The following is a 12,000-nucleotide window of genomic DNA, read 5'->3' as shown; positions in this document are numbered from 1 at the left end:
ACGCCCCGATCAATGATCGAGGCGTTTTTTATTGCCTTCTCGCAGGTTACGCAGCGATCGACAACTTGAGCTTGTTCATCGCGCTCTTCTCAAGCTGACGAATACGCTCGGCCGACACGTTGTACTTCTGCGCCAGGTCGTGCAGCGTGGCTTTCTCTTCAGCCAACCAGCGCTGATAAAGAATGTCACGGCTGCGGTCGTCCAGCACTTCCAGCGCTTCGTGCAGGTTGTGGTTGGAGTTGTCGCTCCAGTCGGCATCTTCCAGTTGACGGGCCGGGTCGTACCGGTGGTCTTCCAGATAGTTGGCCGGCGACTGGAAAGCACTGTCGTCGTCCGCTTCTGCGGCCGGGTCGAAAGCCATGTCATGGCCGGTCAGGCGACTTTCCATCTCGCGCACTTCCCGCGGCTCTACACCAAGGCTTTCCGCCACACGGTGGACTTCCTCGTTGTTCAGCCACGCCAGACGTTTCTTCTGGCTGCGCAGGTTGAAGAAGAGCTTGCGCTGGGCCTTGGTGGTCGCGACTTTCACGATGCGCCAGTTGCGCAGGATGAACTCGTGGATTTCCGCCTTGATCCAGTGCACAGCGAACGAAACCAGACGCACACCCATTTCCGGGTTGAAGCGCTTCACGGCCTTCATCAGGCCGACGTTGCCTTCCTGGATCAGGTCAGCCTGAGCCAGGCCGTAGCCGGAATAGCTACGGGCGATATGTACGACAAAACGCAGGTGGGCGAGCACCATCTGCCGAGCCGCCCCCAAATCCTGCTCATAATAGAGACTCTCGGCCAGTTCACGCTCCTGCTCCGGCGTCAGCAATGGAATGCTGTTGACGGTGTGCACGTAGGCCTCCAGGTTCGCACCCGGGACCAGAGCATATGCAGGTTGCAAAGAATTGGTCATACGAAAAAACCTCCGACTTACAAACTCGTGCAGTTCAGCACTGCGAAAATTGACCGGAAACCGAAGAACAAGTTCCCTGAACCCATAAACGCTGAAAGGTCAATACGAGCAAAATGATACTACTTAGGCGCAAGCTCCCTCAGGTGGCGTGCGACTGCAATCCATGCACCGATATACCCTAACAGCACCGCGCCAAGCAAGAGCGACAGACCGTCGGCAACCGGCACTCCGGCCAGCGCGAAATCACTGCCGTACAAACCCGCCAGCCCGACTACCGCGTCGTTCAGCCAGTTCAGGCCGAACGCCAATACACCCCAGGAAAGCAACCCCGCACCGAAGCCATACAGCGCGCCCATATACAGAAAGGGCCGGCGCACATAACTGTCAGTGCCGCCGACGAGTTTAATCACTTCTATCTCTGTGCGGCGGTTTTCAATATGAAGACGAATGGTATTGCCTATCACCAAAAGTAATGCAGAAACCAGAAGCACGGTCAGACCGAAGACAAAACGGTCGCCCAGCTTCAGGATAGCTGCCAGACGCTCGACCCAGACTAGATCAAGTTGTGCCTGTTGTACCTTCGGCAGCTCGGAAAGTTTTTGTCGTAATGCTTCAAGCGCAGGCTTGTCGACTTCGTTCGGCGTCACCAGTACCACGCCTGGCAAGGGGTTTTCCGGCAACTCCTTCAGCGCCTCGCCCAGTCCGGACTGCTGCTGAAACTCTTCCAGCGCTTGATCACGGCCGACATATTCAGCATCGGCGACGCCGGGAATGCCTTTGATCTGGTCGCGCAACGACTCGCCTTCAGCCGGGCTGGCCTCAAGTTGCAGGTACAGGGAAATCTGCGCCGCACGCTGCCAGGAACCGCCGAGACGCTCGACGTTGCTTAGCAAAAGTGACAGGCCCATCGGCAAACTCAGGGCCACCGCCATCACCATGCAGGTGAAGAAACTACCGATGGGCTGCTTGCCCAGGCGACGCAAACTGTCCAGCAGACTGGCGCGATGGCTTTCGACCCAGGCGCGGAACAGCGTGGCAAAGTCCGGGCCGTCGTCATCGTCGCGTTTTTTCTTCTGCGGTTGCGGGTCGGCGGCTTTCGGCGCCACGCGCTCGGAAACCTTAGGGCTGCGTGTCGCACTCATACGCCGGCCTCCCCGTCGCCGATCAGTCGGCCGCGTTGCAGGGTCAACATGCGATGACGCATGCGAGCGATCAGGGCCAGGTCGTGACTGGCGATCAGCACGCTGGTGCCCAAGCGGTTGATGTCTTCGAACACGCCCATGATCTCGGCCGCCAGACGCGGATCGAGGTTACCGGTCGGCTCATCCGCCAACAGCAGCGCCGGCCGGTGGACGATGGCGCGGGCGATGCCGACGCGTTGCTGCTGGCCGGTGGACAGGTCGCCGGGGTACAGATCGGTTTTATCCGACAGCGCCACCCGCTCCAGGGCCGAATCCACACGCTTGGCGATCTCGGCCTTGGAAAGACCGAGGATCTGCAGTGGCAGCGCGACGTTATTGAACACGGTGCGATCGAACAGCAACTGGTGATTCTGGAACACCACGCCAATCTGCCGGCGCAGGAAGGGAATTTGCGCATTGCTGATGGTGCCGAGGTCCTGGCCGGCCAGCAGCAACTTGCCGGTGGTCGGACGCTCCATCGCCAGCAGCAGCCGCAACAAGGTGCTTTTACCAGCGCCGGAGTGGCCGGTCACAAACAAGAACTCGCCCCGACGGACTCGAAAGCTCAGCTCATGCAAGCCGACGTGACCGTTCGGGTAGCGTTTACCGACCTGTTCGAAACGAATCATGAACGCTCCCGCTCGGCAAACAATGCCTGGACAAAGGGTTCTGCTTCAAAAGTGCGCAAGTCATCGATGCCTTCACCGACGCCGATGTAGCGAATCGGCAGGCCAAACTGCTTGGCCAGGGCGAAAATCACCCCGCCCTTGGCGGTGCCGTCGAGCTTGGTCAGCGCCAGGCCGGTCAGTTCGACGGTCTGGTTGAATTGCTTGGCCTGGTTGATCGCGTTCTGACCGGTGCCGGCATCGAGCACCAGCAGCACCTCGTGCGGTGCGTCGGCGTCGAGCTTGCCGATCACCCGGCGAACCTTCTTCAACTCTTCCATCAAATTGTCTTTGGTGTGCAGACGACCGGCGGTGTCGGCGATCAACACGTCAATGCCACGAGCCTTGGCCGCCTGCACGGCGTCGAAGATCACCGAAGCCGAGTCGGCGCCAGTGTGCTGGGCGATCACCGGAATCTTGTTGCGCTCGCCCCAGACCTGCAATTGCTCGACCGCCGCGGCACGGAAGGTATCACCCGCCGCGAGCATGACTTTCTTGCCTTCGAGTTGCAGTTTCTTCGCCAGTTTGCCGATGGTGGTGGTCTTGCCGGCGCCGTTGACACCGACGACCAGAATCACGAACGGTTTGTTTTGCGAAGTGATTTTCAGCGGCTGCTCGACCGGCTTGAGCATTGCCGCCAGTTCAGCCTGCAGGGACTTGTAGAGAGCGTCGGCATCCGCCAGCTCTTTACGCGCAACCTTTTGGGTCAGGCGCTGGATGATGACCGAAGTGGCTTCAACGCCGACGTCGGCCGTCAGCAAACGGGTTTCGATGTCTTCGAGCAGCTCGTCATCGATGATCTTCTTGCCGAGGAACAGGCTGGCCATGCCTTCGCCGATGCTGGCGCTGGTCTTGGACAGGCCTTGCTTGAGGCGAGCGAAGAAACCGGCCTTGGTTTCTTCGGTGCGCGCTGGCTCGGCGGGTGTCTCGACCGGCACGACCGGCGCGGCGGCCACGGGAGCGACGACCGGTGCGGGCTCTGGCGCTGGAACAATAGGAACAACCGGAGCGGCTGGAGCGACGAAGGCTGGAATCACAGGCTCCGGAACAACCGGCGCAGGCGCGGCCACAACAACCGGCTCAAGAGTCGGTTCAACCACCGGAGCCTGAATCGGCTCAGGCGCGAACGCAGTCGGCGCTGGAATCGGCGGCGTAATGTGCGGCGCCAATTCGTCTTCGACCAAAGCCACCGGCTCTTCCGCCACCGGCAATGTCAGCCACGGCTCGGCGGCTGGTGTCAGCGGCTGTTCGGCCACGACCTCAGCTTGCGCCTCAGCCATCGGTTGCAGCACCGGTTCGGCATTCGGCAGGACAATCGGCGCCAGCTCTTCTTCTATTACAGGCGCCGGGGCTGGCTCAGGGAGTGGCTGTGGCTGTTCGACGACGGTTTCCTGCGGCTTTTTGCGCAGCCATCCGAACAGGCTTTTCTTCTCGCCAGCCGCAGCTGGGGCTTTCTTGTCGTCGTTGGAACCAAACATGGAGGACGGCTATCTCACGGTAGCGACGCGCCAAAGGGCGCCTCGGCAAGTAAATATTCGATGCAGAACAGACTGCGATTGACCCCGCTTGTTCACGCGCAACATTTTGTAGAGGTGCAAATGGCGCCTTACAAAAACGATTTCACGAAAGACTGATGCGGCAAAATCGGCGAAAAGGTGGAGTTTAGCTGATAAAACGTAGCCTTCTGCCGCAAACCCATACAACCTGATCAAACGCAATGGCCTGATAGGCGTGGCCGCCAGTAAAACGGATCAGTATCCTAGCACCCTCTCGCCCGCCGACGCTAAGACCAAGCGGGCAGCTCAACAGGTTTAAAAAACGAATGAATGCTCTAGCCCGCCGCGCTGCAGGCCTGCTGCTCAGCACAGTTTGTCTGCCACTTTCAGCCCTCGCTGCCGATCCGCAACCCACCCACGAATTCACCCTCGACAATGGCCTGAAGGTCGTCGTGCGTGAAGACCATCGTGCGCCGGTGGTGGTTTCCCAAGTCTGGTACAAGGTCGGTTCAAGCTACGAGACACCGGGGCAAACCGGCTTGTCCCATGCGCTGGAACACATGATGTTCAAGGGCAGCGAGAAAGTCGGCCCCGGCGAGGCCTCGCTGATCCTGCGCGACCTCGGCGCGGAAGAGAACGCGTTCACCAGCGACGACTTCACTGCCTACTATCAAGTGCTGGCCCGCGACCGCCTGGGCGTGGCCTTCGAACTCGAAGCGGACCGCATGGCCAGCCTGCGCCTGCCGGCTGACGAATTCGCCCGCGAAATCGAAGTCATCAAAGAAGAACGCCGCTTGCGCACTGACGACAAGCCGATGTCCAAGGCCTACGAACGCTTCAAGGCCATGGCCTACCCGGCCAGCGGCTATCACACGCCGACCATCGGCTGGATGGCGGACCTCGACCGCATGAAAGTCGAAGAGCTGCGCCACTGGTACCAATCCTGGTACGTGCCGAACAACGCCACGCTGGTGGTGGTCGGCGACGTGACCCCGGAAGAGGTCAAAACCCTGGCCCAGCGCTATTTCGGTCCGATCGCCAAGCGTGATGTGCCGCCTGCGAAAATCCCGATGGAACTGGCCGAACCCGGCGAGCGGCAGATCACCCTGCATGTGCAGACGCAATTGCCGAGCCTGATGCTGGGCTTCAACGTACCGAGCATCGCCACCGCTCAAGACAAGCGTTCAGTCAACGCCTTGCGCCTGATCTCGGCCCTGCTCGACGGCGGCTACAGCGGACGCATCCCGACACAACTGGAACGCGGCGAAGAGCTGGTGTCCGGCGGCTCGTCGAGCTACGACGCCTACACCCGCGGCGACAGCCTGTTCACGCTTTCGGCAACGCCGAACACCCAGAAGAACAAAACCATGGCCCAGGCCGAAGCCGGGTTGTGGAAGCTGCTCGAACAGCTGAAAACCACCGCGCCATCGGCCGAAGAACTGGAGCGCGTGCGGGCCCAGGTGATTGCCGGCCTGGTTTACGAACGTGACTCGATCACCAGCCAGGCGACCGCCATCGGCCAACTGGAAACGGTCGGCCTGTCGTGGAAGCTGATGGACACCGAACTGGCCGAACTGGAAAGCGTTACGCCAGAGGACATCCAGAAAGCCGCCAAGCTGTATTTCACCCGCGAACGTCTCAGCGTCGCCCATGTCCTGCCACTGGAGACGACTCATGAGTGAGCGTAAAAAACCACGTCTGGCCCTGATTGGACTGATTGCTGTTGCCCTGATCGGCTCCGCGGCCTTCTATTTCTCGAAGACTGACGAATCCATCGCCAGCGAAGCCCTCGACAAGGCCAAGTCCAGCCAGAAGCTGCAATCGCTGGCCGAACTCGACGGCAAGGCGCCGAGTCGCCGCACGCTGGACGTGCAGACCTGGAACACGGCCGAAGGCGCCAAGGTGCTGTTCGTCGAGGCCCGCGAGTTGCCGATGTTCGACATGCGCCTGATCTTCGCCGCCGGCAGCAGCCAGGACGGCGATGCGCCGGGCCTGGCCGTGCTGACCAACGCAATGCTCAACGAAGGCGTGGCCGGCAAAGATGTTGGCGCCATTGCCCAGGGCTTTGAAGGCCTGGGTGCCGACTTCGGCAACGGCGCGTTCAAGGACATGGCACTGGCCTCGTTGCGCAGCCTCAGCGCCGCGGACAAACGCGAGCCCGCACTGAAACTGTTCTCCGAAGTCGTCGGCAAACCGACCTTCCCCGCCGATTCGTTTGCGCGCATCAAGAACCAGATGCTCGCCGGCTTCGAATACCAGAAACAGAACCCCGGCAAACTCGCCAGCATCGAGCTGATGAACCGCCTGTACGGCGACCACCCTTACGCGCATTCCAGCGATGGCACGGCGAAAACCGTTCCAGCCATTACCCTGGCTCAGTTGAAGGCGTTCCATGAGAAAGCCTACGCCGCCGGCAATGTGGTGATTGCGCTGGTGGGCGACCTGTCCCGCGCCGAAGCCGAGGCGATGGCTGCGCAAGTCTCCGGCGCGCTGCCGAAAGGCCCTGCCCTGGCGAAACTGCCGCAACCGGACGAGCCAAAAGCCAGCATCGGCCACATCGAGTTCCCGTCCAAGCAGACCAACCTGATGCTCGCGCAACTGGGCATCGACCGTGACGACCCGGATTACGCCGCGCTGTCCATGGGCAACCAGATCCTCGGCGGCGGTGGCTTTGGCACCCGTTTGATGAGCGAAGTGCGCGAGAAGCGCGGCCTGACGTACGGCGTGTATTCGGGCTTTACCCCGATGCAGGCGCGCGGCCCGTTCATGATCAATCTGCAGACCCGTGCCGAGATGAGTGAAGGCACGCTGAAACTGGTGCAGGATGTGCTCGCCGACTACCTTAAAACCGGACCGACCGAGAAAGAACTCGACGACGCCAAGCGTGAACTGGCCGGCAGCTTCCCGCTGTCCACCGCCAGCAACGCGGATATCGTCGGCCAGCTCGGCGCGATGGGGTTCTACAACCTGCCGTTGAGCTATCTGGAGGACTTCATGCAGCAGTCCCAAAGCCTGACCGTCGAGCAAGTCAAAACGGCACTGAACAAACACCTGAGCACGGACAAAATGGTCATCGTCAGCGCTGGCCCGACCGTGCCGCAAAAGCCGTTACCGGCCCCTACTGATAAACCTGCCGAGCAGCCGCTCGGGGTTCCGGAGCATTAATGGCCACTCGTCCTAAAAAACCTGTTCACAACGTGCACAACGGCGTGAATCAACTGCGCATCATCGGCGGTGAATGGGGCAGCCGAAAGCTGAGCTTCCCCGATGCACCCGGCCTGCGCCCCACGCCAGACCGAGTGCGTGAAACCTTGTTCAACTGGCTTGCACCTTATGTGCCCGGGGCCAAGGTCTTTGACCCGTTCGCCGGCAGCGGCGCGCTGTTCCTAGAGGCGCTGTCCCGTGGCGCGGCGATGGGCCAGGCGCTGGACGCCAGCAACATCGCCGTCTCAAGCATCAAGGAACATCTGGGCACCCTGCGCTGCACCACCGGCCAGATCCAGACGGCCGATGCCCTGCGCTACCTGGAAACCCAGCCAGCAGTGGCTTACGACCTGGTGTTCCTCGATCCGCCGTTCAACCAGAACCTGTTGCCCACCGTCTGCACTCTGCTGGAAGAGCGCCAATGGCTGGCGAACGACGCCTGGGTGTACACCGAGAGCGAAACCGCCCCTTCGACGCTTGGTTTGCCGGCGAACTGGCGCCTGCACCGCGAGCAGAAATCCGGGCGCGTCTACTACTCGCTGTGGCAGCGAAGCACTGAAGTGTCTTCTTAAAGTAATCACCTGGACGGCAAACCGTCCGTCCAGGGCGCCCTCCCGCTTTCTCAAACAGCAACATACCCGGTTTGCCTGATTCTTTTCCTTTAGTTCATTGTGAACTTGCGAAACAACTCGCATGGACGCAAAGGACTATTAACGGAATGAAAGTATTAACTAACGAGACAACTTCCAGTTCGACTACCGAGTTCACACTCGATAATGGCCTCAAGGTCATTGTGCGCGAGGATCATCGGGCACCGGTGGTCGCCTCCCAGGTCTGGTACAAGGTCGGCGCCAGCTACGAACCTCCGGGTCAGACCGGCCTGTCCCACGCGCTGGAACACATGATGTTCAAGGGCAGCAAAAAAGTCGGCCCGGGCAAAATCCTGCCACTGCTGCGCGAGCTCGGTATCCAATTCAACGCCGTCACCGGTAACGACTTCACCGCGTACTACCAAACGCTGGCTCGTGATCGTCTGGGCGTGGCCTTCGAACTGGAAGCGGACCGCATGGCCAATCTGCTTCTGCCGGCCGACGAATTTGCCCGGGAAATCGAAGTCATCAAGGAAGAACGCCGTCAGACCACCGACGACAAACCAATGGCCAAGGCCTACGAACGCTTCAAGGCCATGGCCTACCCGGCCAGCGGTTACCACACGCCGACCATCGGCTGGATGGCTGACCTCGACCGGATGAAGGTCGAAGAATTGCGTCACTGGTATGAGTCCTGGTATGCGCCGAACAACGCCACGCTGGTGGTGGTCGGCGACGTGACCGCGGACGAAGTGAAAGCCCAGGCCCAGCGCTACTTCGGCCCGATCGCCAAACGCGATGTGCCGGCCGCGAAAAGACCGCTGGAACTGGCCAGGCCCGGTGAGCGCCAGATGACTCTGCACGTGAAGACGCAATTGCCCAGCCTGATGCTGGCCTTCAACGTGCCGAGTATCGCGACCGCCAAAGACAAGCGTTCAGTGCATGCCTTGCGCCTGATTTCGGCCTTGCTCGGCGATGGCCACAGCGCGCGCATCCCGACGCAACTGCAACGCGATGAAGAGCTGGTGTCCGACGGTACGTCGAGCTATAGCGCCTACACCCGGGGCGACAGCCTGTTTCTCCTGTCGGCAACACCCAACAGCCATAAAAACAAAACCATCGCCCAGGCCGAAGCCGGTTTGTGGAGGCTGCTGGACCAGCTGAAAACCACGCCGCCGACCACTGAAGAACTGGGACGCGTACGCGCACAAGTCATCGCCGGGCTGGTTTACGAGCGCGACTCGATCACCCGCCAGGCCAGCGCTATCGGCCGACTGGAAACGTTCGGACTGTCGTGGAAATGGATGGACACCGAACTGGCCGAGCTGGAAAGCGTAACGCCAGAAGACATCCAGAAAGCCGCCACGCTGTATTTCACCCGCGAGCGGCTTAGCGTCGCCCATATCCTGCCAATGGAGACCAATAAAGAGGATGGGGATGAGTCCGGCGACGGCGAAGTGCCAGACAAGGAGAACTCCAGCCAAATGCTGCAATCGCTGGCTGAGCTCGACGGCAAGGCGCCAAGTCATCGCCTGCTCGACATGCAGACCTGGAATACCACCGAAGGCGCCAACGTGTTGTTCGCCGAGGCCAGAGGGTTACCGATGTTCGACGTGCGTCTGACCTTCGCTGCCGGCAGCAGCCGGGATGGAGACACTCCAGGCCTGGCCATGCTGACAAACTTGATGCTCAACGAAGGTGTTGCCGGCAGTGATGCCAACGCTATTGCCCAGGGTTTCGAAAGCCTGGGCGCACAGTATGCCCCCGGCACTGATCTGGATACGGCGCAAGTCTCCCTGCGCAGCCTCAGCGCCAAGGACAAACGCGATCCGGCACTGACCCTCTTCGCCGAAGTCGTAGGCAAGCCAACCTTCCCTGACGACGCGCATGCGCGCCTGCGCAATCAGACCCTCGCCGCTTTCGAAGATCAGAAGCATGACCCGGGCAAACGGGCGAGCCTGGAGTTGATGAACCGCTTGTATGGCGATCATCCGTACGCGCATGCCAGCGATGGCACGGCGCAAGCCATTCCGTCCATCACCCCGACCCAGCTGCGCGCGTTCCACGAAAAAGCCTACGCGGCCGGCAACGTGGTGATCTCGTTGGTGGGTGACTTGTCCCGTGCCGAAGCGGAAGCCATTGCCGCGAAGATCTCCGCGACCCTGCCCGAAGGCCCGGCCCTGGCGAAAGTCCCGCAGCCGATGGAACCCAATGCCAGCAAAAGCCACATCGAATTCCCATCGCAACAGACCATTCTGATGCTCGCACAACTGGGCATCGACCATGACAATCCAGACTACGCGGCACTGTTCATGGGCAACCAGATCCTTGGCGGCGGTTTCGGCACTCGACTGATGAGCGAAGTCCGCGAAAAACGTGGCCTGACGTACGGGGTTGTTTCAGCCTTCACGCCGATGCAGGCGCGCGGTCCGTTCATGATCAAACTGCAGACCCGCGCCGAAACAAGCGAAGGCACGCTGAAACTGGTACAGGACGTGCTCGCCGACTACCTTAAAACCGGCCCGACCGAAAAAGAACTGGCTGATGCCAAACGCGCGTTGGCCGGCAGCTTCCCGCAGTCCACTGCGAGCAACGCACACATCGTCGCGAAACTGGCGTCTATCGGCTTTTACAACCTGCCGTTGAATCATCTGGACGACTTCATGCAGCAGTCCCAGCGCCTCACCGTAGCGCAGGTCAAAACCGCATTGAACAAACACCTGAGCATGGACAAATTGGTCATCATCAGCGCAGGACCGACCGTCCCGCAAAAGCCATTGCCGGAGCCTGCAGATAAACCTGCCAGGTAATTGCTCAATCTGTCAGGCGACTTTCGCAGCATCGGCAAGCAGAAAACCGAGCGACTCTACTGTTCGTTGTGGCAACGTATGGCAGAGATCGCCGGTTAACCCACCGGCCTGAAAAGGTGCGCACAGGTTGCGCACCGCTGCATCGAGAGCCATCGTGTCTTTTCCGCCAGAACGCTTCACCCCCGCCTTCGGCCTTGGCAACCCGCACTTGCAAACCTTGTGGGGACCGCTGTGGCGCAAAACCACGCACATCGAACGCGAGCGCGAACGCTTGTGGCTCGAGGACGGTGATTTTCTTGACCTGGACTGGCACGGTCCGCACCGCGCCGATACGCCACTGGTGCTGGTGTTGCACGGCCTGACCGGTTCCTCCAATTCACCTTACGTGGCCGGCGTGCAGAAAGCACTGGGCGCCCAGGGCTGGGCCAGCGTCGCGCTGAACTGGCGCGGCTGCTCGGGGGAACCGAATCTGTTGCCACGCAGCTACCATTCCGGTGCCAGTGAAGACCTCGCCGAAGCCATCAGACACCTGCGGGCCAAACGACCGCTCGCGCCGCTGTACGCGGTCGGTTATTCCCTCGGCGGCAACGTTTTGCTCAAACACTTGGGCGAGACCGGCAGCGACAGCGGCGTGGTCGGCGCCGTGGCAGTGTCGGTGCCGTTTCGGCTCGATCAGTGCGCCGACCGTATCGGCCAGGGTTTCTCGAAGGTGTATCAGGCGCACTTCATGCGCGAGATGGTCGCCTACATCAAGAACAAGCAGCGGCAGTTCCAGCATGACGGGCGCGAGGATGGCCTGGCGAAGCTGGCCGCCCTGGGCTCGCTGGAAAACATGCGCACCTTCTGGGATTTCGATGGCCGGGTCACCGCGCCGCTGCATGGCTTCACCGATGCACAGGATTACTATCGCCGTGCCTCGAGCCGCTATTTCCTTGGGGACATTCGCACGCCGACGCTGATCATTCAGGCCGCCGACGACCCGTTCGTGTTCCCTCACAGCCTGCCGTCAGCCGAGGAATTGTCCGCCTGCACCCAGTTCGAGCTGCAAGCCAGGGGCGGGCATGTCGGCTTCGTCGATGGCACGTTCCGGCAACCGGGTTACTACCTGGAACGGCGCATCCCGCAGTGGCTGGCCGCCGTGGGTCGCGGGTAA

9 protein-coding genes and 2 pseudogenes are annotated in these 12,000 nt (G+C 60.9%); 6 read left to right on the top strand and 5 right to left on the bottom strand.

Going from position 1 to position 12,000, the window contains the following annotated elements; genetic code table 11:
- Nucleotides 1–46: 46 nt before the first annotated feature.
- The 4 genes from rpoH to ftsY form a co-directional block, all read right to left on the bottom strand.
- On the bottom strand, nucleotides 47–901 hold the full coding sequence (gene rpoH, locus ACM6I5_RS01525; protein WP_007897890.1) for an RNA polymerase sigma factor RpoH: 855 nt from the start codon (nucleotides 899–901) through the stop codon (nucleotides 47–49).
- A 119-nt stretch (nucleotides 902–1,020) separates the two neighbouring features.
- Nucleotides 1,021–2,043 carry a permease-like cell division protein FtsX gene (gene ftsX / locus ACM6I5_RS01520; RefSeq protein ID WP_017341289.1) on the bottom strand — a complete coding sequence of 341 codons (1,023 nt, stop codon included), beginning with the start codon at nucleotides 2,041–2,043 and terminating at the stop codon, nucleotides 1,021–1,023.
- Nucleotides 2,040–2,711 (bottom strand): cell division ATP-binding protein FtsE, encoded by a 672-nt coding sequence (ftsE, locus tag ACM6I5_RS01515; protein ID WP_017341290.1) that lies wholly within the window; start codon nucleotides 2,709–2,711, stop codon nucleotides 2,040–2,042. The genes ftsX and ftsE overlap by 4 nt, the downstream gene beginning before the upstream one ends.
- Entirely contained in the window at nucleotides 2,708–4,225 is a 1,518-nt protein-coding gene (gene ftsY / locus ACM6I5_RS01510; RefSeq protein WP_414880156.1) for a signal recognition particle-docking protein FtsY, read from the bottom strand. Before ftsY ends, ftsE begins: the two co-directional genes overlap by 4 nt.
- 344 nt (nucleotides 4,226–4,569) lie before the next feature.
- On the opposite strand from ftsY, the gene ACM6I5_RS01505 reads away from it, so the two are divergent.
- From ACM6I5_RS01505 to ACM6I5_RS01485, 5 genes and pseudogenes are all read left to right on the top strand, one after another.
- Complete coding sequence (locus tag ACM6I5_RS01505) at nucleotides 4,570–5,925, top strand: M16 family metallopeptidase (RefSeq protein WP_017341292.1); 1,356 nt, start codon at nucleotides 4,570–4,572, stop codon at nucleotides 5,923–5,925.
- Nucleotides 5,918–7,408 (top strand): M16 family metallopeptidase, encoded by a 1,491-nt coding sequence (locus ACM6I5_RS01500; RefSeq protein WP_017341293.1) that lies wholly within the window; start codon nucleotides 5,918–5,920, stop codon nucleotides 7,406–7,408. The genes ACM6I5_RS01505 and ACM6I5_RS01500 overlap by 8 nt, the downstream gene beginning before the upstream one ends.
- The gene (gene rsmD, locus ACM6I5_RS01495) at nucleotides 7,408–8,019 is read left to right on the top strand and encodes a 16S rRNA (guanine(966)-N(2))-methyltransferase RsmD (protein WP_017341294.1); all 612 of its coding nucleotides are present in this window, start codon (nucleotides 7,408–7,410) and stop codon (nucleotides 8,017–8,019) included. Before ACM6I5_RS01500 ends, rsmD begins: the two co-directional genes overlap by 1 nt.
- A gap of 182 nt (nucleotides 8,020–8,201) precedes the next feature.
- Nucleotides 8,202–9,467 (top strand): annotated as a pseudogene (locus ACM6I5_RS01490) (M16 family metallopeptidase); the annotation flags it as partial.
- Between the two features lie 24 nt (nucleotides 9,468–9,491).
- Nucleotides 9,492–10,847, top strand: a pseudogene (locus tag ACM6I5_RS01485) (M16 family metallopeptidase); the annotation flags it as partial.
- Between the two features lie 12 nt (nucleotides 10,848–10,859).
- Here ACM6I5_RS01485 and ACM6I5_RS01480 read toward each other — a convergent pair.
- Complete coding sequence (locus ACM6I5_RS01480; RefSeq protein ID WP_414880154.1) at nucleotides 10,860–11,000, bottom strand: hypothetical protein; 141 nt, start codon at nucleotides 10,998–11,000, stop codon at nucleotides 10,860–10,862.
- A 1-nt stretch (nucleotide 11,001) separates the two neighbouring features.
- On the opposite strand from ACM6I5_RS01480, the gene ACM6I5_RS01475 reads away from it, so the two are divergent.
- The gene (locus ACM6I5_RS01475; protein ID WP_414880153.1) at nucleotides 11,002–12,000 is read left to right on the top strand and encodes a hydrolase; all 999 of its coding nucleotides are present in this window, start codon (nucleotides 11,002–11,004) and stop codon (nucleotides 11,998–12,000) included.

This window comes from Pseudomonas sp. IT-P171 (assembly GCF_949767765.1).
GTDB classification, from domain to species: Bacteria; Pseudomonadota; Gammaproteobacteria; order Pseudomonadales; family Pseudomonadaceae; genus Aquipseudomonas; species Aquipseudomonas fluorescens_B.
This window is presented reverse-complemented; position numbering and strand designations above follow the sequence as displayed.